Below are 21,909 nucleotides of genomic sequence, written 5' to 3' on the forward strand. Positions count from 1 at the left end.
AACAAAACTGCATTGTATTTCTTCAAAGTATTTTTTCACTTTTCAACGTGCAATTAAAACCCTAATATTTACATTCCTGTTTTTTCATAAGTTAGTTAACACTATCAAAATCTATCTTATTAGTATTTTTAAAAAAAAACAATATATTACGGTAAGTAAGAATTATTACAATACATTATTATAGTTAATATTGCATATTCACGTGTATGAAAAATACTAATAATTATAAATATAAAAATAGTTGCTTTTATAAAATTAAATAACTCTGGTATGTTATTTAATATTTCTTCAGAATTACTCCAGTAATATATTTATAAATTTCATATAGCAATTTATATATTCATCTTTGAGTTTAATTATCTCTGCATTATCTTTAGTGCTATTGTTGTAGAGATTACTAAACTTAATTAAATCTCCAGCATACTCCTTATGCCATGCTAGGAGGCTGTCTAGAAGTTCTTTTCTATTTTTAATAAATACTTTATTCTTATAGGAAGAAATAATCATGTTAAAAAAATCAATTGAAGCCCAAAAAACTAAAATATCATCATTGCTATTCTGAGGGTTATGAATCCTAAAGTTACTTAGTGGTTCAGAGATATAAATCATGTTTCCTCTTTTTAATAATTTCAACCATAAAGATACATCAATCAAACAGTGTATCTTATTTTTATCATAATCAGTAGTGGTACAATTAATGATATCAAATTCCATCATATTTCTTCTAAATATTGCAGTAGTTTGTTCACCAATATAGTTAATTATAGAAAAAAGAATCTTTCTTCCTGCCTCTTCTCCAGTTAAACGAATATCATAAGGATATTGACGAATGGTTCTAACATTATCGCTGAGATATTTACCATTTTCATTAATCATTCTTCTGTAACTTGTTATAAGCGAAAGTGTATCATCATATAGGAAGTAATTAATCATTCTATCTATTTTGTTTAAGTTGTAAAGATCATCTTGTAATAAATAGCTTATATACTCTCCTGAGGATATTGCAAGACACTTTTCTATAGTAAGTTTGCCTCTAAAACCACATGGATCACCACTGTTAATATACTTAATTTTATTACTCTTAAGTATATATTGCTCAACTAACTCTTTTACATAATTAGTCGTACTGTCATCACATATAATAATTTCAGTATTTCTATAACTTTGATTTAATGCTGAATCAAGAGCTTGCTTAAGATAACAAGTTTGATTATAAGCAGGTATCAATATGCTAACTAATGGTAATATGTCTTTGGAATAATAATCTAAAAATTTATTTCTATATTCATCAAATCCATTTGCTGTATTTACATATCCACAATCATGGATACACCATGCGGGTTCTTGTTTGGAAACAACAACATTAAGTCCTTTGCGTACAAATTCAATGCTCTGTGAAAGATCATAAAAATGCCATCCATCAAAAATGTCTTCTCTCCAAGGTAAATCATATTGTGTTATCATTAGCAGTCCATCTATTCCTTTTACCTGCGTATACAAGTCTTTAATTTCATTAAAGTTAAGTAATTCTATAATTCCGCTATGACTGTCATAAACTTTTCCTACCTTGCGATGATCTTCCCACCAAATTCCCGATACTGGAATGATTTTTGCGCCTACCATGCCTATAAGTCCTATTTTTAGATCTGTTTTGAAAATATCTAATATATCAAAAATGAAATTTGTATTTTGTATATAAAGATCTTGGTGAAGATAAACCTTATATTTAGAATTATTTTTCAGCATTGCCTCATTATATGCTGAGGTCATACTTTTAGCATTTCTTATTGCTATCATTTCAATTTCCATATATTCAGGTACTTTAAGTTTTTTTATATATGATAAACTTTTCTGATATAAATTTTCATCATTTACGCAGGTGATAAATACTATTTTATTTTCTTCCATCTTTACCTCCTATAAATTTGCTACCATTAAAAGAATATTACTTATTTTTTCAATATAAATTACGGGATATCAGGAGATTTAGAATATACAGAAGTGGTCATTAAGAGAACATTTTTGGCTGGGTTATATCCAGGTATAACAAAATAAAAGTCAGATAATACGATAAAAAGTATAGAAAATTTATAAAAAAATATAAAGAGAAAAAAGCTTACATGTGAAATTATGTTGTAAGCTTCTTTCTTATAGTTATATATACATATAACTATAAGAAAGATATTTTTATAAAACCTCAGCGATCTTCTTAAGCTATTAAATGAATTAATTGTATCCTCTTGTAATAATTTATACAGCAGTTCTTTTAAAATAATCTCTATTTGCAATTACTGCTGGAGAGTTAGGTTTATATTCTGCAGCCTTATTATTATATTTAATGGACTCGTCTCTATTACCTAATCTGTCATAGCAAACAGAAAGCTGAATATTGGGTATAAAACCCCAAAAATCATGAGATATAAAGCCCCAGCCATTAACTGGCTTATCAAGTTCTGATGCAATTTTATACCAGACGATAGCCTTGTTATAATCCCCAAGTTCAAAATAATAAGTTCCTATATTACAGCAAATCTCTGCCCTTGGAGTATCATATTCAAAGCTTCTAAGTAATATTTTAAGCATGCTTTTTTTATCACCCACAATGTTATAACACTCAGAAAGATCAAAACAGGAACTTATATTATCTTCTACCCATCCTTTACCTGTATCTAAGAATTCATTGAAATATTTTATTGCATCTTCAATAAATTCATTTTGAAATAATTCCCTGGAATAGTAGAAGAGCCCTCTTGGACTCAAAGGTTTTCCATCTGAAAGTAACTTTTTATAGATGGAAATATTTCTGCCTTTTACAGCTGCATGTTCTTTTCTATGTGTTATGCAAATATCCATGTTTTTAATGTTTCCGCCCATTATTAAGCATTCGTGAACAGGCTCAGACCATTTAGAATTATTTGTTCTTTTTGATAAACGTTCTCTAAAATATGATAGGGTAACTGTTCCATTTGCATCAAAGCCTACGTTATACATTAGCATTACATTATCTACATCTAGAGTTAACTCTTGTTTAAGTTCTTTAAATTTTTTGATATCTTCTTCCAAAATGACATCATCCGCATCTAACCAGAGAATAAAATCCATTTTTGCTTTAGAATAAGAGAAATTTCTAGCAGCAGAAAAATCGTCAATCCACTGGAAATCAAATATTTTGTCTGTATATTCTTGTGCAATTTTTTTTGTATTATCTGTTGAGCCAGTATCTACTATAATTATTTCGTCAACAATATCCTTAACACATTCAAGACATCTACCTAAAACGTCTTCCTCATTTTTTACAATCATACATAAACTAATAGTTACCATATTGACCTCCTAAAAAAATCGATAATATATAATATGCTATGGTTAAAAATAGTAAACGTGTTTATAAATAAAAGTAATTGAGTATCCTCCAATTATTACAAGCAACATTAAATATGCATTCAGCAGTAGGATAGGTACATTTTTTAATACCAAGAATAATATGTAATTGAAGCGCAACTTCTAGCACTAAGAGATAGAGGATGGGATAAAGTAATGATTGAAAAAAGAAAGACTTCAATAATAATTTTAACTTACAATAACCTTGTTTATAACCAGATTTGTATTGATAGCATAAGAAAATACACTAAAGAGAATACCTACGAAATAATTGTTGTGGATAATAATTCTACTGATGGAACAAGAGAATGGCTTAAAGAGCAAAAGGATATAGTGGCTATTTTAAATGATGAGAATGTAGGTTTTCCAAAGGGATGTAATATTGGAATAGCTGCATCTGGCAAAAAAAATGATATTTTATTTTTAAATAATGATACTGTAGTTACTCCAAGGTGGCTTGATAATCTTAAAGCATGTATTTACAGTAATGATAAAGTTGGAGCAACTGCATCTATAACTAACAATTGTTCGAATTATCAGTCTGTAAGTGTTCCTTATATTGATGTTAAGGATATGATTCCATTTGCTGAAGCTAATAACATTTCAAACTCCGATAAATGGGAAGAAAAAGTCAGGCTTGTAGCATTTTGTATGCTTATAAAGAGAGATGTTCTAAATAAGATTGGAATTATGGATGAAAGGTTTACACCTGGAAATTTTGAAGATGATGATCTATGTATGAGAATTATAGAGGCAGGATACAAGATGATGCTTTGTAATGACAGCTTCATACACCATTTTGGCAGTTCATCTTTTAGTAAGGATTATATTAAATTTAGTAATGTCCTATCCACAAATCGTAAAAAACTTGAAGACAAGTGGGGTTTTAATTCTAACGTCGGTAGTACAGTAAAATTTGACATAATAGAGCGCATAAATGAGCCAAAAGATAAGCAACTAAATATACTTGAGTTTGACTGTGGACTCGGGGCAACATTACTTAAATTAAAATATAAGTATCCTAACGCTAAGATATATGGTATAGAGACAAATGATTGCATAGCAAGGCTCGGTAAAAAAATGTTAGAACTAATGACAGATGATTTTGAGGGGAATTATAGTATGAGTTTTGAAAAAGATAAGTCGAATTTTTTTGACTATATAATTCTTGGAAATAGACTTCAACAAAGTAAAGATCCTTGGACACTATTAAATGAAGTAAAAAGATTTTTAAAGCCAGGAGGATATATAATTGCTACGATTCCTAACGTAATGCACCACTCAGTTATAAAAGAGTTATTAAGTGGAAGTTTTATGTATAATAAAACTTCAATTTTAGATAGAAGCGATAATAAGTTTTTTACTTTAACAGACGTATATAAAATATTTGATGAGTGTGGGTATACAAATCCATTTATATTTCATTATTATACAGAATTAACACCAGAAGATGATAAGTTATTAAATAATATTTGTAGTATTGTAGGTAAAGACATGAAAGGATATTTCTTATCTTATGAGTATGTAGCTAAGTTTCAGAAGAGTCTATAGTGTGTAGGCATTGACAGACGAAGAGTATGACTAGGAACTATTACTCCACATTTTTCATATGATAAATGTATGAAAATTATAATTTAAAGAGGAGAAAGCTATATATGGGAATATTAGTAACAGGAGGAGCGGGATACATTGGAAGTCATACTTGTGTAGAACTATTAAATTCAGGATATGAAGTTATAGTAGTAGACAATTTTTCTAATAGTAAACCGGAATCATTAAAAAGAGTTGAAGAAATAACAGGAAAACATTTGAAATTTTATAAGGTAGATATTTTAGAAAAAATTGCTCTAGAAAAGGTGTTTTCTGAAAATAATATAGAAGCTGTAATACATTTTGCTGGATTTAAAGCTGTAGGGGAATCTATGCAAATTCCAATATTATATTATCATAATAATATTACAGGAACACTTATACTTTGTGAAGAAATGAAAAAACATAATGTGAAAAAATTAGTTTTCAGTTCTTCTGCAACTGTATATGGAATGCCCAAAAGTGTACCGATTGGTGAAGATTCCCCATTAAGTGCTACTAACCCCTATGGTAGAACTAAGTTAATGATAGAAACAATTCTTCAAGATATATACGCATCAGATAAGCAGTGGAGTATAGCTTTATTAAGATATTTTAATCCTGTAGGAGCTCATGAAAGTGGAAGAATAGGCGAAGATCCGAGTGGTATACCAAATAATTTAATGCCATTTATAACTCAGGTTGCAGTGGGGAAAAGAGAAAATTTAAGCATATTCGGTGGCGATTATGATACACATGACGGTACAGGAGTTAGAGATTATATCCATGTTGTAGATATTGCTAAGGGGCATATAAAAGCTTTAGATAAAATTATAAAAACTAAAGGTATAGAACCTTATAATCTTGGAACTGGAGTGGGATACAGTGTTTTAGATGTAATTGAAAACTTTCAAAAGGCTACGAATAAAAAGATACCATATGTAATATCAGAGCGTAGGAGGGGAGATATAGCGGAGTGTTATGCAGACCCAATAAAAGCAAAGACTATTTTAAAGTGGAGTGCAGAAAAAGACATTCAAGATATGTGTCGTGATGCTTGGCGTTTTCAAGTTAATAATCCAAACGGATATTAAAAAGAACAGGAAAAGGAATGATAATTAAAATGAAAAAAAATTTTACCTTATACTGGCCCGGTTTTTTAAATGGAGAATTATATAAGGATTTGGGTATAATTACTATGATTTTTAATGAGCATTTAAACTATAACAGTTGCATTTTATGTAATAAGAATGAAGAAAATTACGATCAAGTAATAAATAAAAACATCGCAATACATTATATTGTAGACGATAATACAATAAGTAATGTTTTAGTAAATACAGATATCCTTCTGCTTATGGGATACTATGATTTTAATATCAAAATGATAGAAAAATTTAAATCAATTAATCCAAGAGGAAAAATTTACTTAAAACTTGACATGAATATACATTGGTTAAAAAGAATAGTATTTGATCAGTATGCTATTAATTTGTTAAATGAGTGTACTTTAATTTCTGTAGAATGTAAGAATTTGAAAAAAATAATTGATTTAAGTTGGCCATTAAAAGTTGAATATATACCTAATGGGTTTTATAACGCGGGTATTAACAGAAATATAGAATATAAAGAGAAAGAAAATATAATCATTACAGTAGGAAGATTAGGAACTTATCAAAAAGGTACAGAGATTTTGCTTAAAGCATTTAAACTAGCATCAAAAAAGCTATCAAACTGGAAGTTGAAACTTATAGGAGATATAGATCCCAATTTCCAAGGCTATATTGAAAATTATATAAATACAAATCCTGAAATAAAGGATAGAATTATTTTTACTGGAAGAATTAATGATAGAAAATTAATCGAGGAAGAATATCTAAGAGCAAAAGTTTTCTGCCTTACTTCAAGATTTGAGGGATTTCCAAATGTATTTGACGAGGCGGCTAACAAAGGTTGCTATATAATTTCTTCTGATATAGATCCTGCATGGGATATTACAGATGACAAAAAATATGGCAGTATATTTCCTATAGATGATTACAACACTCTTGCAAATGAGCTTATAACAGTTTGTTCAAACGAAGAAAGATTGGAAACAGTATGCAGGGATATTCAAATATATACAAGAGAGCATTTTGAATGGATAAAACTTTGTCAAAAGATAGATTCTTTTATTAAGGAAAATGATTAGCTTTTAAATGAATTTTTTGGAACTTATTGACAAAAGCCGTAGCAAAAGTGAATTCTGCTACAGCTTTTTATTTATTGGGCTTTATTAATAGTTATCAATTGATAGCTAGAAGTAGAATCAATATACTTAAATGTATACACAAATCTAGAGGTTTTAGTAGAGGGAGTGCCATCTTTAGCTATTATGTTATATACTTCAGAAGTTGTTATACTCCCTGATTTGTTATCATCACTAATGTTGTATTTCGTAATATATGTAGATATAATCTCTTCTTTGATTCCCGTTGCGTAGGTAGTCGGTATATATGATTGCTGTGCTTTATATAAGCTACTTCCATAAGTTACGTAAGGATCAATTAATGAAATACTATTTGTATTAACAGCCATTACAAAATAGGTAGCGTAGTTTGATAAAAGATCTTTTAGTTGAGTTTGAACATCAGCTAAATCATTGGTAGCATTCTCAAAACTTAAATAAAGTTCTGTATCGCCAGTCGCAACTGTATATTCTTCACTTTTAAGTGTTCTACCATTTTCTATGTATGTAGCATATATTTTTGATGAACTTTTTATAGGACCAAAGTGATTAGCTTCACTAACCTTTACATTAGTGCCTTTCCCATCAACATATATTTCAGCGTTAGCCTTATCAGATGATATATTTAAATAACTCATATCATCAAATACACTTAATTCTGTTATCCCATTATTAGAAGATATAAGATCTACAGGATAAGGTTTGCTTAAAGTAACATAATCACCTTTGTAATTAGCTAAAATTGAATAATTACCAGGTATGTACGGACCAAATTCTTTGGCAGAATTATCAGTATCGCTTTTACCTATCTTGGTATTGTTAATTGAGTAGGTAACATCTTTAACTGTAGACGTTATTTTAACATATGAGGGCTTAATGTTTATTTTGTACTTAGGAAAAATCAAAAACCTTTTACCGACATTAACTAAAGTAAGTGTATTACCTGAGGTTATGCTAAGGCTTTTTATATTTTTAGGACTAATAGCATCATTTTTTAAATCCTCGACAACTTCATTGAAATATGTAGGAGTACTTTTAAAATAAGACAGTAGTGGTGCTATGCTTTTACTATCTACTTTAAGTCTTGTATCATCAGAGTAAAGTATAGTTGCTAAATCAGAAGCATTATTTGAAGCAACATCTTTTTCAAATCTCGTTACAACTTTGCTCGGATCAGATAAAGAATTACCAACTTTTATAATAACTATGAAGGCTATTATTAAAACTGCAAATAATACCATTATTATCTTGGATTTTTTTGACATTTTAATATTAGATGTACTTTCTTCTACAGGTGTAATTATATTTGAATCAAGATCTTTAACTGGCTCAGTCTTATTAAGTGATATAGTTTTATTAAGTGATACATTTCTATTAACTGATTCAGTATCGTTAGTATATTCGTTCCTTAAGTCGTTGCCACAGTAAGTGCAAAAAAGTTTTTCATCTGTAATTTCATTGCCACATTTAGTGCAAAATTTCAATTTTAATCACCCAATCCTTTTTATTTATTATAAAGAGTTACCATACAAACTCATAGTAGTTTTAACTATATTTAATATTTCAGAAGAAATAAAATTCTGAAACGTAATAGATAGTGAAACTAAAGTAAGCAGGGAAGATATAGATACTATAAAAACACATAAATTTTCTTTTACTTGTAAACTATCTTTAACTATAATGGCTAAAGAAATAATTGAAATTAATGCACCTAATACAATAAAGCATACACCTGTATAGATAGAAAAATAAGAAACTATAATTGAGATAATTTCACAAGATAAAATGGGTAAACTAGAAATTAACACAGTCTTATATATTGAAAATGGTATGCAGTTTGATTTTGCAAGTATACTTATTCCTAAATATATAAAAATGAATAATACAAAAACACCTATTAAGTATATGGCACAATTCCAAATGAATATGTGACCATAGGGTATAGGAATTAGAAGTTTAATTTGATTGACAGCTTTGTCTAAAGAGTCTAAATCATTAAAACTAAAAGATGAACTTTGTCCAAGCAAATTGGCTAGTGAAGATAAATTCTGAAAAAAATCTAATGCTATAGTTTGTAAATTGTTAACTATCTCATTAATTCTCCAAATACCTAGTATGCCTTGTATTAATGCTAACATAACTGTAATAATTATAACAGAATTTTTTTTAGCATTGGTTACAAAGTCAATACCACCAGAAACTGGATTTAACGCTGAACTTTTTAAAATACGGATTATTTCAGTAAAATTAATTTGGTTTGTTATTGATTTTACATGTTCAAATGCATGTCCTATTTTTTCTGTGTTTTGATTTAAGGTATTATTTTGATTTGGAGTTTGATCTACTTTAGCCCCACAATCAGGGCAATATAAGTCATCCTCTTCAATTTTACAACCACAACTGCTACAATATGACATAATGTTCCTCCTAAATTGACTTTATAATTTACTAATAGTGCTATTAGTGCTATTATTGCACATAACATATATTCGATGTAAAGTTTAATATTCCTTCATAGTTTTTTAAAAATAATTTCATTTAATTCTGAACATTGTTTCCATATGCATTATAATTTTGAAAAACCAAGTAAAGCTCTGTTTCATCACTTGAAACTGAATAAACTTCACTTTTAAGTGTTGTACCACCAGCTTCATAGGTAGCATATATTTTTGAAGAACTGTCTACAGGGCCAAATTTCGAAGCATCCTTAACTTTTACATTAGCATCTTTACCGTCAACATAAATTTTAGCATTGGAATAATCGGAAGATATATTTACGTATGTCATATTAGCTAATACATTTAATTTTGTTATACCATTATTTTTTGATATAAGACTCACGGGATAAGATTTATTTAAAGTTACATAACTACCTTTATACTTAGCCACAATTGAATAGTTACCAGGAATGTACGGCCCAAATTGTTTGGAATATTTATCAGAGTCGCTTTTACCTATCTGAGTACCATTAATTGAGAAAGTGACATTTTTAACTGTAGTTGTTATATTAACATAACATGGTTTAATTATTATTTTGTAGTTATGAAAAAATAAAAGAAAATTTCCTTTATTTGCTAAAGTTAATATATTGTCTGACTTTATGTTGAGGTTGTCAATATATTTAGGACTAAAGGCATCATTTTTTAAGTTGTCAATAACTTTATTATAGTATGCTGGGTTACTTTTAAAGGAAGATAGTAAAGGTTCAATGCTCTGACTATCTACTTTAAGTATATTATTATCACTGTATAGTATATGTGCTAAAGCAGAAGAATTGTTTGTTGCTACAGCTTTCTCAAATTTTGCAACTATCCTATAAGGATTTGTTAGCGAATTACCAATATTAATAATAGCTACCACAAGTATTATTATAAATGTACATAATAAAATGGTTGTCTTTAGTTTTTTTGGAGACTTTATATATCGCTTAAGAGCATTGAAAGGTGTAATAGTAACTAATTTTGCAACAGGATCTAATTCAGATTCACTAGTAGGGTCAGTATTAGGTTCATTAATAAAATCTTGAGTAGTACTATCAGTAGATTCATTAATAGGTTCATATATAGGTTCATAAATAGCTTCATGGATTATATTATTAGTAGACCCATTAGTAGGTTTATTGATAGACTCGTAAATAGATTTATTAATTGACTCATAAATAGAGTCGCTAATTGATTCATTAGTTTCAATAGTAGATATATCTATGGTATCAGTAATGGAATTGACAGTAGCTTCAATAATAGGTTCATTAGTAGTATCGTTAGTATCTTTAATGATAGATTCACCTGTAGTATTATTAATAGAATTGTTAGTAGCCTCGATGATAGGTTCATTACTAGTATCATTGATAACTTCTTCTCTTAAGTCATTACCACAGCGAGTGCAAAAAGAACTTTTTTTCATAATTTTATTTCCACAGTTAGAGCAGTATTTCAATTTTAATCCCCCAATCGTATATTAACAATTAAATGAATAGTTATTATCTATTTTAACTATGAATATGTTCTATACTAAAAAAATATGCTTACATTTACATTGAAAATCATTAAAGAATATTAATATATTTAAACGAATATAATTGGAGGTGTTGTAGATGTCCAGTGTCATAATGGAAGACTCAGAAAAAAGAATTAAAGAGATTCTAATAGATTTAATTTCTGTGCAAAGCGATACAGGAACACCACTTGAGAAGGACATTGAGAACTATCTCTATAGTTGGTTACAAAATTTAGAGTATTTCCAGAAGAATGCAACAAACTTTGGGAGTTATCCACTTAAGAATGATCCATTAGAAAGATCAGTTGTCTGGGGATTAATTAAAGGAAATGGCAGAAAAACTGTTATTCTTCTTAATCATCATGATGTTGTAGATTCTAATGATTATCAAACTCTTAAAGAATATGCTTACCGCCCTGACATATTGGAAGAAATGCTTAAAAACGTTGAATTAACAGAAGATGTTAATGATGATTTAACAAGTGGAGAATGGATTTTTGCAAGAGGGGCTGCGGACATGAAGGCAGGTGTTGCAATTCAGTTGTCACTTATTGAACAATTTTCAGAAAAGCAAAATATCATTGGTAATATTTTATTTGTATCGGTTGCGGATGAGGAGTCCTTGTCACTCGGGATGAGACAAAGCGTTGAACTGTTAGAAAAAATCAAGAATAAGTTTGATTTGGAGTACACTATTTTAATTGACTCAGAGCCACACCAAAAAACAGAGAATAATGAAGGGGTTTTTCACACAGGTTCTGTGGGTAAATTAATGCCTGTAGTATACGTAAGGGGTAAAAAAACGCATATAGGTGATATTTTTCAAGGATTTAACCCGATTCTGTTATTATCACAAATTGTAAATGCAACGGAACTTAATTCGGATTTTTCAGATATTGTAGAAGACGAAATATCACCACCACCATCATGGACTTTTTTTAGAGATGGTAAAAAGTTCTATGATGCATCTATACCTGAGTCTGCTGGTGGATATTTTAGTATTTTAACCTTAAAGCGAACACCGAATATAATACTTGAGCAATTAATTGAAATATCTAAAAATGCATTTGAAAACGTAATAGACCAAATGAATAGTAACTATAGCAGGTATTTAAGAAAAATCAACAAAAACCAACAAAATTTGCCGTGGAAGAGTAATGTTAAAACTTTTGCACAAATATACAATGATGCCATTGAGCAATCTGGAGACGAATTTCTTAAAGATTATCGCTTAACTATCGGTAAACTAAGGACGGATATAAAAAATAACACTATTACTATACCAGAAAGTAGTCTAGCAATAATCGGTAAAACGTTAGAATATATATCTGATAAAACACCAATGGTGGTTATAGCATTTTCGCCACCTTATTATCCACATGTATCAATTAATGATCTTAAACGATTAGATAAGAGCGTAACAGAAATTGATAAAGTTATAATTCAAATTGCAAGTGAAGTATGTAATGAGACTTATATTAAAAAAAATTATTTCATGGGCATTTCTGACATGAGTTATTCAGCCTTAAATGAAAGTGAAAAAATAATACCGCATATACAATACAATATGCCTCTTTGGAAACACATGTATGATATCCCATTTGAGACAATAAAACGATTAAACATTCCAAGCATAAATATAGGACCCTATGGAAAAGACCTGCATAAATTTACAGAAAGAGTTCTAGAGAAAGATGTAATTAGACAGACTCCCCAAATAATAGCAAGTGTAATTAATCATGTTTTAAATAATGATTAGTACCTATAAATAATGGTTGTTACTAGGTTAATTAATGAAGATAATTATACTAAATTAGGAGGAATGATATGAACACAAACAAAAGCAATATAAGGGAAGTAATAGAAAAATCTGATGGCCTTGATAGGCGTATGTCAGGAAGACAAATTCAGATGTATGCAATTGGTGGAACAATAGGAACAGGTATATTTCTAGCTTCTGGAAATGTTATTCATACAGCAGGCCCAGGAGGAGCTGTAGTAGCATATTTGGTTGGAGCAATAATGATGTATTTAATGATGTCCTGTCTTGGAGAGCTTACAGTAGCAATGCCAGTTTCAGGAAATGTACAAGCTTTCGCAACAGAATTCATAAGTCCTGCAATGGGATTTACCGCAGGGTGGATGAAATGGGTTAGTTGCGCGGTTACAGTTACTGCGCAAATAGTTGCTTCATCTATTATAATGAGAAATATTTTTCCAAATGTTAATTCTCTAGTTTGGGTGGTTTTATTTACCATAATGCTAGCTACTCTTAATTTGTTGCCATCTAAAAATTTTGGTGAAACTGAATTTTGGTTTGCAAGTATTAAAGTAATAGCTATAATATTATTTGTTATTACAGGAATAGGAATAATCACAGGTGTTATAGGTGGAAAACCTATTGGATTTACGAATTTTGTTGCTGATGGTGGGGCGTTCCCTAATGGTTTTATGGCAATTATAGCTTCATTATTAACTGCAATTTTTGCATTTGGTGGCTCAGATATTATAGCCAATGCAGCTGGTGAAAGTAAAAATCCTGAGATTGAAATGCCAAAAGCTATCAGAGGATTTGTAATTATGATAACTTTATGCTATGTAGCGTGTATTATTCTAATTGGATGTGTACTTCCATGGAGGCAAGCCAATCTTGCTGGAAGTCCATTTGCATATATGTTCAAAAGTGCAGGAGTAAGTTCAGCTTCACTTTTAGTTAACGTGATTGTTGTAACTTCAGCATTATCATCGGCCAATTCATTTTTACATGCAAGTGTAAGAACTCTTTGGTCACTTGCAAAGCATAATCAGGCTCCTAAGATATTAGCTATGACAAATGAAAAAAAAGTTCCAATATATTCTCTTGGTATATCATTAGCTTTTGCAGCTTTAGCAATTGTATCAAGTTTCGTAGCAGCAGGCACAGTGTATCTTTTTCTTATATCGTTACTAGCTAGTTTAGATATATTCATATATACTATTGATTGTGTATGTCAAATGCGGTTTAGAAAACGATTTACATCCGCAGGGAATAAAGTTGAGGATTTAAAATATAGGACTTTATTTTATCCATTTACCCCAATTGCAGCAATAATATTATATTCAGTAGTAGTAATAGCAATGTTATTTGATCCTATAGAAAAGCTAGCTATTTATTTTGGAGTTCCGTCGATATTAATATTATACATAGGGTATAAACTATTCTCTAATAAGGACAAAGATACTTTATGAAGGTATGCTAAATTGGCACGATATGAAGAAGTAGCGATTATTAGATTAATCTTAAACTAAACTTTTCGCCATTTTAATATGGTGTAAGTATATTTGTTTCATTAAGATTTTTTCAGCTTGAGTTTCAGTTATAGTCCCATTATTAATTAGGGCAGTTAGAGGATTAATATGTCTGACTTTATTTTTATTCAAATATGTTTTACTTTCTTGCCCAGTTGTAGTTTTGGCAACTGTTGAAGTAGTTTTTTTCGTGACTTTGTCTTTATTTATCACAGCTTTAATTTTATTAGCTTGATCTTTTGTTATAGTATTAGCAGTTACGGAGTCTTCAATATTTGTTACTAACTGCTTTTGTATTTTTGTGTTAATTTGTTTACACTCATTGGTTAAAGGTGCCTTTCCATTAATGTTTAATGGTTTAGTAGTTGCTGCAAAAGCTGTTCCAACAGATGATAAGTATATGCCTCCTGTTAATAATCCGGTAAGTAGTTTGGTTTTTAAAGATATATATTTCATTTTGGTCTCTCCTTATTGAGTTATTTTGATTATTTCTATGTTCAAATTATAGCCAATAATAATGTCAAAGAGGTGTCAACATGATGTTTGTTTTGTGTGTTTTGTGTGTTTTATTAATAATATATAAAGGTCATAAGATAATGGTTAAAATGATCTTTTTTAAATGAGTATACTGAATTTCGATATACTAAAAAAAACACTTATATATGATTAAAGGAGTCTCAACAATTGTTGAGACTCCTTTAACTTATATACTATTCATTTTAAATTGATATGTACTTATACGTGCCATAATTTTACTAAATAAGGAATTACGCCAATTGAATTTAAGAAAACAATTATAAGTAAAATTGGTGATACATATTTAATAAATGCGTGTACAACATTTAATACAACATTATTATTTAAAGTTCCTTGATTTGATAACTCTAGTTTGAAATCGTCTTTTTTAACAAAGTATCCAATGTAAATTGCTGTTATAAGTCCGCCTACTGGAAGTAATATATTAGAAGATAAATAATCAAAAGAATCAAAGAATCCTTTCTTTCCTAATATATGAATATTACCAAGTACACTTGTTGAATCAGCTGATAATGTTGCGAGGATGCCAACAACCATTATTATACCTGTAGTAAGTAATACTGCTGTCTTTCTTCCCATTCCTTTTTCTTCCTCAAAATATGCAACCGGAACTTGAACAATAGACATCATTGCGGTTGTAGCAGCTATTGCAGTTAAAAGGAAAAATGCAACTAACAGAACACTGCCAAAAGGTATTTTTGAGAAAACTAGTGGTATCGTCATAAATAAAAGTCCAGGACCTGCACTAGGTTGCATACCAAATGAGAATACAGCTGGGAATATTGCAACTCCTGCGAGGATTGAAACTAATGAGTCAGATAGTGCAACTTTTGCAGAAGTCGCTATCATATCATTATCATGAGTAAAATAACTTCCATAAGTAATCATTATTCCAATCCCAAGTGACATTTTGAAAAATGCGAGGCCTAGAGCTGTTAATATAACAGGTCCAGTTAATTGTGAAAAATCCACATGGAATAAAAAATTTAATCCTTGTGATGCTCCTGGAAGTGTTAATGCTCTTACATCACATATAATAATAAGTATAAATAATACCGGCATAAGAGTTTTTGTTATTCTCTCAATTCCATTTTTAACCCCTGCAATTAAAATTACTGAAACTACGGCAAGAACTATAAATTGCCATACTATTGGAGATATTGGTCCAACGAGTGTTGTCATGAATTTTGTCTCAGCTGTAGCTGCAGTAACCCCAACAAAATCACCTTTTAGTGCCCTAAAAACATAGGAATAAACCCATCCAGCAACAGAACTATAAAAAAACATAATTAAAAATGCTGAAGCTACTCCCATAAAACCGATTACTTTCCAGCCTTTAGCAGCCTTTAACTTCTTAAAAGCACCTACAGCATTTTTTCTTGATTTTCTACCAATGTAGAATTCACACGCCATAATTGGAATGCCAACTAATGCGACACATAAAAGGTATGCTAAGAGAAAAGCTCCTCCACCATTAGCTCCTGTTAAATAAGGGAACCTCCATATGTTACCTAAACCGACTGCTGAACCTAGCGTTGCAAAGAAGACTGCAAATCCAGTCGAAAACGTCTCTCTTTTGTTCTTATCCTCCATTACATATCACTCCTCTTTATATTTATTTAAACAGCTTGATGTATTTCATAGTAGCAGCTGTTTGAAGACAAAAAAATAGACATGCCCTTTCACTATAAGGCGAAAAGATGTCCGCGGTACCACTCAAATTTATAACTTTCTTTTCTTTGCTGTTATATTATGTAATTGTTGTTTATGGTACTATGTTATTAAAGTGTATAAAAAATCAGGTTATATTTTTATCACTATAACATGGTTAAATCATTAAATCAATAAAAAAAAATAATATTTAGAATGTTTTTTTACTTTATGAATTACAATATTATATAACTATTATGATGTTAATAGTTAATAGTTATGTAAAAAAAAAAATATAAAAACATTAGGTCACGTGAAGATTAAAAGGGGTCATATAAGAAATTTATAATAAGTGTAGAATAAATTTGAAATGGAGTCTTATAATGAAGAGTAATTTTAACTTATCAGAATATATGAGTAGTGGAATTGAAAATATTGTTAAGGGTGTTGTAAAAGCTTCATTTAAAAATCCGAAAGAAACTGCATTTTTATTAAAATATGCATTATGGAGTAAGGAAGCAAAGAAGAGGAGAGAAAGTTTTGTAGCAAATGGAGAAAATGTCCCTGCATTTTTGATTTCAAGTATAACTAGCAGTTGCAATTTATTTTGCAAAGGATGTTATGCAAGGGAAAATAAATCCTGCGGAGAAAGTTCAGTACCTAATGAGATGTCAATTGAAAGATGGGGAAAATTATTTAATGAAGCTAAAGAGCTTGGAGTTTCATTTATACTACTTGCAGGTGGAGAACCTTTAATGAGAAGAAATGTTATTGAAAAGGCAGCAAAGCTTAAAGAAATTATATTCCCAATATTTACAAATGGAACAATGCTTAATGAAGAATATATAAAGCTGTTAGACAAAAATAGAAACCTTGTACCTATGTTAAGTATTGAAGGGGATAGGGAGCAGACAGATAGTAGACGAGGGAATGGAACTTATAATATTTTAATGAATGTAATGGGTAAACTTAAGGAAAAAGGAATTTTGTATGGAGCGTCGGTTACTGTAACTACTGAAAATTTTATGACGGTCTCAAGTAGTGCCTTTTTTGACAAGTTATACACTAAAGGGTGTAGAGCATTAATATACGTAGAGTACGTGCCTGTGATAGAGTCAACAAGACAACTGGCACCAACTGATTATGAACGGGGAATATTAGAAGGTGGTCAGCAAAAACTTAGGGAGCAATATGAGGATGTTATTTTTTTATCCTTTCCCGGTGATGAGAAATACTCTGGTGGGTGCCTTGCAGCTGGTAGAGGTTTTTTTCACATTAATGTAGATGGTTGCGCAGAACCATGTCCATTCTCACCATATTCTGATACTAATTTAAAAGATTGTACTTTGAGAGAGGCTTTAAAGTCACCATTGTTTAGAAAGCTTAGTGAGACAGGTTTGCTTCTTGGAGAACATGATGGGGGATGTCTTCTTTTTGAGAAAGAGAAAGAAGTTAAAGAATTAATAAATAATAAAAGGTAAATTTGCTATTGCGATTGAAGAAACAAAGGGACCTAATAATTTATATTCTAAATTATTAGGTCTCTAAAAATTATATAATTAAGTTTTTTAAAACATACTATCTTTAGATTAATAATTTTTTACTTTAATTTATGCAGAGCGACCAATTTTACAGTTAGGCTCCTTTAATAATTCTTTAGGGGACTTATACCTAATTCCTAGGCTCTCGGACACAGCTTTGTAAGTTACAAATCCTTTATAAGTATTTAAACCTGCGAGTAGGGCATCATCTTCAAGTATAGCGGTTACAACGCCTTTGTTAGCAATGTCTAATAAATAAGGAAGAGTTGAACCAGTAAGTGAATAGGTTGAAGTTTTTGGAACAGCTCCAGGCATATTTGCGACTGAGTAATGGATAACTCCATATTTCTCGAAACAAGGGTTATCATGAGTTGTCACTCTATCTATTGTTTCTACAGAGCCACCTTGATCTATTGCTACGTCAACTATAACGGATCCTCTTTTCATTGATTTAACAATCTCAGTTGTAACTAGCTTTGGTGCGCGAGATCCGGCAACTAAAACAGCACCGATTAGTAAATCTGCTTTTTTAGCCATCTCTGCAATATTATATTGATTACAAACAAGTGTAGAAACTTTGCCTAGAAATATATCATCAAGGCAAGCAAGTCGAGTCTTGTTAATATCAAGAATTGTAACCCTTGCTCCAAGACCAACGGCCATTTTTGCTGCATTAAGGCCGACAGCTCCACCACCAATAATTACAACTTCTCCAGGAAGAACTCCAGTAACTCCTCCGAGGAGTATACCAAGGCCACCATAATATTTTTGAAGAATAGTTGCGCCGACTTGAATTGACATTCTACCCGCAACTTCACTCATTGGAGTTAAAAGTGGAAGGTTACCTGCTTTGGGTTGAACTGTTTCGTAGGCAATACCTGTAATTTTCTTCTTAAGCAATGCACTTGTAAGTGATTTGTTTGGTGCTAAGTGAAGATAAGTGAATAGAGCCTGATTTTCTTTGAATAAATCATATTCACATTCTAAAGGTTCTTTAACTTTTACAATAATGTCAGCTCCATCAAAAACTTCTGTGTTTTTATCGAGTATTTTAGCACCAACTAATATATAGTCTTTGTCTTCTATGCCACTTCCAACTCCAGCTGATTTTTCGATTAAAACCTGATGTCCATTAGCAACTAAAGCATGTACACCATCAGGGGTTATAGCGACTCTATTTTCATTGTTTTTAATTTCCTTTGGAACTCCAATTATCATAATAAAAACCTCCTAAATATTTAATTTATAATTTCGCTTGGTATAATAGAATAATTATTTTTTATTGTAGAAAGAGAAACTGTAGTCTTTGTTTTTTGAACTCCTGGTATATTTTTTATCTTATTCAAAATTTTTTCTAAACTTTCTGTACTTTCTGTAATTATCTTTAAAACATAGTCGTAATCACCAGCTAGGTAGTGACATTCCACAATTTCATTATCTAATTGAATCGTATTAATAAAGACATCTGTATATTTTGGTGATTCAAGTGATACAAACATTATTATCATAAGATGTTTGTTTAATTTTTTAGCACTTAATATTATAGTATATTTTTCTATAATGCCTGCCGCATCAAGTTTTTTTAATCTATCGCCTACTGCAGGTACGGATAAATTAATTCGGGTACTTATTTCAGAAGCGGTAACTCTAGAATTTTGTTGTAAAAGTTTCAGTATTTTAATATCGATATTGTCCATACATGATCACCTCGTAAATAATATTATTAGGTATATTATAGCATATCAATTAATAAATTAAAGACTTTACCCATAATTGCATAATTTTTTAAGGAAATACTTATTGTAGATTAATTAATTAAGTGATTACGTTTACTAAGTTTCATTAACCTAAAAAAATAAGGTGGTTTGGAGTATATACCTGTTATATTGGTTTATATTTATGAAATTAAACTATAAAATTAGATAGTGGTAGATTCGGATTTGCTGTAAAACACAAAAAAATAACTATAGGATGTTATGAACACCCTATAGTTATTTATAATAAGAATTAATATTTATCAACATAACGACTATTTCCAGGTTTCGATATATCTTTAAAACGTTGAGTTAATAGTTCTAGATGACGTGCTAATTCCTTACCTTTTAAAGGTTTACCGTGACTCGGCAACGCGAGTAATGGTTTTAATTCTTGTAGTCGTTTCACAGACTTCTCTGCTTCTTCCCAATTCATTGTTAAGTATTTAGGAGGTCCACTTATCTGTTCTTTTTGAGTCAATACAGACAAAAGCGACTCTTGTTTTATTGTGCAAAATGCATCTCCAACTATAAGAACACGATCTTTTTCCCGGAACAATGAAATATGTCCCTCGGTATGACCTGGCGTATGTATCCATTTCCAACCAGGCATGCAAGGAATGCTACCATCAGGTGGAAGTTCTATAGCTCGATAACCCAGGTTTATACTTGTACGAGGATATGTGGCTGACATTTTGGCTACGATGCCACCGTCTACAGTTGTATCTGAAGCAGGATAATCTTTCTTACCTGTTATATATGGTATTTCTAAATGGTGAATATAAACTGGAACATCCCAAAAATTAGCAAGTCTAATTACTGAACCAACATGATCAAAATGTCCATGTGTAAGTACAATTGCTTGTGGGCGGCTACCTGTGCCAAAGCGTTTTTCAGTTGATTTTAATATAAACTCCGCAGAATTTTCAAGTCCTGTGTCTATTAGTACCCATTCATTAAATTTAGATTCTGGGTCACCTACTACGCAAGCGTTTACGATGGTAAACTGCAATTCAAGTATATCGGGAATAATTAGTTGCGATGATGATGTCACTGCAGATACTGCTTCAATTATTTTATTTCCCATTAATATCGCCTCCAGTGATTAAATTACTTTACTGAAGGTTATTATTTGTATAATAAGAGTTTTTATACAATTGTAAGGTTAGTTTGAACATATTTATAATTATTATATTTTTAATTCAACACCACTAATTTGTTTACTCATCATAAGTTCTACTAAAGAAACAATTTCTGCACCAGCTTCTACTGGTGGGGTCCCATTTTTATGAATATTTGACACTACAGTTCTTTGAGACTCTGGTTTTAAAGTGCTAGATTCATAAGCCATGTAAGAACTCATGCTATCCCCAGTTGCAAGGCCCGGGCGCTCACCTATAAGTAATATTGTAACTTTAGCATTTAGTGCTTCGCTAATTTTATCCATGGTGGCAACTCTCCCATATTTAACAAATATAGGGGTACCTAGTTTATATCCTTTAGCATTTAAACCATCCACAATAATAGGGTAAATATCTTTTATGTTTGCATCTATTGCATGAGAACTAAGACCGTCTGCTACAATAATTTGAACATCAGGTTTATGGATGCATTTATTTTCTATATTATTAATAGTTTCACCCGAAAAAGATCTTCCGAAATCTGGCCTTGTAATATACTCTTCTTTATCTTCTATTAAAGTTTGAACCTTAAGAAATGCAAGTTCATCTATAATAGTTTCATCTACGTGAGACCATATGGAGTCTATTGCAACGGCATGGTCAGCACTAAATCTTAAAAGAGTCTCAGTTTTGAATCTATCGCCGGCTCTTCCTATACATATTCTTGCATTAGTAGTTTTTTTTAGTCTAACACAACTTTCCATATCTATAGGGTTGTCTATAGTTACTCTTGATGTGTAATCAATACTGGATATATCTTGTGCAAATTCATTTTCCATAATATC

At 30.4% G+C, this 21,909-nt stretch carries 17 protein-coding genes; 6 read left to right on the forward strand and 11 right to left on the reverse strand.

The features are described from left to right. Positions 1 to 294 precede the first annotated feature (294 nt). On the reverse strand, positions 295 to 1,908 hold the full coding sequence (locus tag LGK95_RS18435; RefSeq protein ID WP_226126383.1) for a glycosyltransferase: 1,614 nt from the start codon (positions 1,906 to 1,908) through the stop codon (positions 295 to 297). A gap of 342 nt (positions 1,909 to 2,250) precedes the next feature. Then, positions 2,251 to 3,324, reverse strand: a complete 1,074-nt coding sequence (locus LGK95_RS18440) for a tetratricopeptide repeat-containing glycosyltransferase family 2 protein (RefSeq protein WP_226126384.1) — start codon at positions 3,322 to 3,324, stop codon at positions 2,251 to 2,253. A 213-nt stretch (positions 3,325 to 3,537) separates the two neighbouring features. Between LGK95_RS18440 and LGK95_RS18445 the strand changes: the two genes are divergently transcribed. The 3 genes from LGK95_RS18445 (at position 3,538) to LGK95_RS18455 (ending at position 7,141) form a co-directional block, all read left to right on the forward strand. Further along, the gene (locus tag LGK95_RS18445) at positions 3,538 to 4,932 is read left to right on the forward strand and encodes a glycosyltransferase (RefSeq protein WP_226126385.1); all 1,395 of its coding nucleotides are present in this window, start codon (positions 3,538 to 3,540) and stop codon (positions 4,930 to 4,932) included. Positions 4,933 to 5,036: 104 nt separating this feature from the next. Then, positions 5,037 to 6,044, forward strand: coding sequence for a UDP-glucose 4-epimerase GalE (gene galE, locus LGK95_RS18450; RefSeq protein ID WP_226126386.1), 1,008 nt, complete (start codon positions 5,037 to 5,039; stop codon positions 6,042 to 6,044). Positions 6,045 to 6,073: 29 nt separating this feature from the next. After that, positions 6,074 to 7,141: a glycosyltransferase family 4 protein gene (locus LGK95_RS18455; RefSeq protein ID WP_226126387.1), complete on the forward strand. Its 1,068-nt coding sequence runs from the start codon at positions 6,074 to 6,076 to the stop codon at positions 7,139 to 7,141. Between the two features lie 71 nt (positions 7,142 to 7,212). Here the strand turns inward: LGK95_RS18455 and LGK95_RS18460 are convergent, their stop codons facing one another. The 3 genes from LGK95_RS18460 to LGK95_RS18470 form a co-directional block, all read right to left on the reverse strand. After that, the gene (locus tag LGK95_RS18460; protein WP_226126388.1) at positions 7,213 to 8,661 is read right to left on the reverse strand and encodes a zinc ribbon domain-containing protein; all 1,449 of its coding nucleotides are present in this window, start codon (positions 8,659 to 8,661) and stop codon (positions 7,213 to 7,215) included. Positions 8,662 to 8,688: 27 nt separating this feature from the next. Beyond that, entirely contained in the window at positions 8,689 to 9,594 is a 906-nt protein-coding gene (locus LGK95_RS18465; protein ID WP_226126389.1) for a zinc ribbon domain-containing protein, read from the reverse strand. 121 nt (positions 9,595 to 9,715) lie between these two features. After that, positions 9,716 to 11,113, reverse strand: a complete 1,398-nt coding sequence (locus LGK95_RS18470; RefSeq protein ID WP_226126390.1) for a zinc ribbon domain-containing protein — start codon at positions 11,111 to 11,113, stop codon at positions 9,716 to 9,718. Positions 11,114 to 11,270: 157 nt separating this feature from the next. Here LGK95_RS18470 and LGK95_RS18475 point away from each other — a divergent pair, with 157 nt between their 5' ends. Next, entirely contained in the window at positions 11,271 to 12,932 is a 1,662-nt protein-coding gene (locus tag LGK95_RS18475) for a M20/M25/M40 family metallo-hydrolase (protein WP_226126391.1), read from the forward strand. Between the two features lie 68 nt (positions 12,933 to 13,000). Further along, complete coding sequence (locus tag LGK95_RS18480; RefSeq protein ID WP_226126392.1) at positions 13,001 to 14,401, forward strand: amino acid permease; 1,401 nt, start codon at positions 13,001 to 13,003, stop codon at positions 14,399 to 14,401. Positions 14,402 to 14,452: 51 nt separating this feature from the next. On the opposite strand, the gene LGK95_RS18485 is transcribed toward LGK95_RS18480, so the two are convergent. Both LGK95_RS18485 and LGK95_RS18490 read right to left on the reverse strand, forming a co-directional pair. Further along, positions 14,453 to 14,917 carry a hypothetical protein gene (locus LGK95_RS18485; protein ID WP_226126393.1) on the reverse strand — a complete coding sequence of 155 codons (465 nt, stop codon included), beginning with the start codon at positions 14,915 to 14,917 and terminating at the stop codon, positions 14,453 to 14,455. A gap of 279 nt (positions 14,918 to 15,196) precedes the next feature. Further along, positions 15,197 to 16,591: a sodium-dependent transporter gene (locus LGK95_RS18490; protein ID WP_226126394.1), complete on the reverse strand. Its 1,395-nt coding sequence runs from the start codon at positions 16,589 to 16,591 to the stop codon at positions 15,197 to 15,199. 440 nt (positions 16,592 to 17,031) lie between these two features. Between LGK95_RS18490 and LGK95_RS18495 the strand changes: the two genes are divergently transcribed. Beyond that, on the forward strand, positions 17,032 to 18,129 hold the full coding sequence (locus LGK95_RS18495) for a radical SAM protein (protein ID WP_226126395.1): 1,098 nt from the start codon (positions 17,032 to 17,034) through the stop codon (positions 18,127 to 18,129). A gap of 129 nt (positions 18,130 to 18,258) precedes the next feature. Here the strand turns inward: LGK95_RS18495 and ald are convergent, their stop codons facing one another. From ald to eutC, 4 genes are all read right to left on the reverse strand, one after another. Next, on the reverse strand, positions 18,259 to 19,407 hold the full coding sequence (gene ald / locus LGK95_RS18500) for an alanine dehydrogenase (protein ID WP_226126396.1): 1,149 nt from the start codon (positions 19,405 to 19,407) through the stop codon (positions 18,259 to 18,261). 20 nt (positions 19,408 to 19,427) lie between these two features. Then, on the reverse strand, positions 19,428 to 19,886 hold the full coding sequence (locus LGK95_RS18505) for an Lrp/AsnC family transcriptional regulator (protein ID WP_226126397.1): 459 nt from the start codon (positions 19,884 to 19,886) through the stop codon (positions 19,428 to 19,430). Between the two features lie 310 nt (positions 19,887 to 20,196). After that, on the reverse strand, positions 20,197 to 21,030 hold the full coding sequence (locus LGK95_RS18510; protein WP_226126398.1) for an MBL fold metallo-hydrolase: 834 nt from the start codon (positions 21,028 to 21,030) through the stop codon (positions 20,197 to 20,199). A 102-nt stretch (positions 21,031 to 21,132) separates the two neighbouring features. Further along, positions 21,133 to 21,903: an ethanolamine ammonia-lyase subunit EutC gene (eutC, locus tag LGK95_RS18515; protein WP_226126399.1), complete on the reverse strand. Its 771-nt coding sequence runs from the start codon at positions 21,901 to 21,903 to the stop codon at positions 21,133 to 21,135. Between the last annotated feature and the right edge of the window lie 6 nt (positions 21,904 to 21,909).

Source organism: Clostridium algoriphilum (assembly GCF_020443705.1).
GTDB lineage: Bacteria > Bacillota > Clostridia > Clostridiales > Clostridiaceae > Clostridium_AD > Clostridium_AD algoriphilum.

What these genes read in the sequence shown, in the direction of transcription:
- LGK95_RS18510 (WP_226126398.1), bottom strand. Translation starts at nt 21,030, where the DNA reads ATGGGAAATAAAATAATTGAAGCAGTATCTGCAGTGACATCATCATCG.
- LGK95_RS18455 (WP_226126387.1), top strand. Translation starts at nt 6,074, where the DNA reads ATGAAAAAAAATTTTACCTTATACTGGCCCGGTTTTTTAAATGGAGAA.
- LGK95_RS18475 (WP_226126391.1), top strand. Translation starts at nt 11,271, where the DNA reads ATGTCCAGTGTCATAATGGAAGACTCAGAAAAAAGAATTAAAGAGATT.
- LGK95_RS18495 (WP_226126395.1), top strand. Translation starts at nt 17,032, where the DNA reads ATGAAGAGTAATTTTAACTTATCAGAATATATGAGTAGTGGAATTGAA.
- LGK95_RS18505 (WP_226126397.1), bottom strand. Translation starts at nt 19,886, where the DNA reads ATGGACAATATCGATATTAAAATACTGAAACTTTTACAACAAAATTCT.
- LGK95_RS18480 (WP_226126392.1), top strand. Translation starts at nt 13,001, where the DNA reads ATGAACACAAACAAAAGCAATATAAGGGAAGTAATAGAAAAATCTGAT.
- LGK95_RS18445 (WP_226126385.1), top strand. Translation starts at nt 3,538, where the DNA reads ATGATTGAAAAAAGAAAGACTTCAATAATAATTTTAACTTACAATAAC.
- LGK95_RS18435 (WP_226126383.1), bottom strand. Translation starts at nt 1,908, where the DNA reads ATGGAAGAAAATAAAATAGTATTTATCACCTGCGTAAATGATGAAAAT.
- ald (WP_226126396.1), bottom strand. Translation starts at nt 19,407, where the DNA reads ATGATAATTGGAGTTCCAAAGGAAATTAAAAACAATGAAAATAGAGTC.
- LGK95_RS18440 (WP_226126384.1), bottom strand. Translation starts at nt 3,324, where the DNA reads ATGGTAACTATTAGTTTATGTATGATTGTAAAAAATGAGGAAGACGTT.
- eutC (WP_226126399.1), bottom strand. Translation starts at nt 21,903, where the DNA reads ATGGAAAATGAATTTGCACAAGATATATCCAGTATTGATTACACATCA.
- galE (WP_226126386.1), top strand. Translation starts at nt 5,037, where the DNA reads ATGGGAATATTAGTAACAGGAGGAGCGGGATACATTGGAAGTCATACT.
- LGK95_RS18465 (WP_226126389.1), bottom strand. Translation starts at nt 9,594, where the DNA reads ATGTCATATTGTAGCAGTTGTGGTTGTAAAATTGAAGAGGATGACTTA.
- LGK95_RS18485 (WP_226126393.1), bottom strand. Translation starts at nt 14,917, where the DNA reads ATGAAATATATATCTTTAAAAACCAAACTACTTACCGGATTATTAACA.
- LGK95_RS18490 (WP_226126394.1), bottom strand. Translation starts at nt 16,591, where the DNA reads ATGGAGGATAAGAACAAAAGAGAGACGTTTTCGACTGGATTTGCAGTC.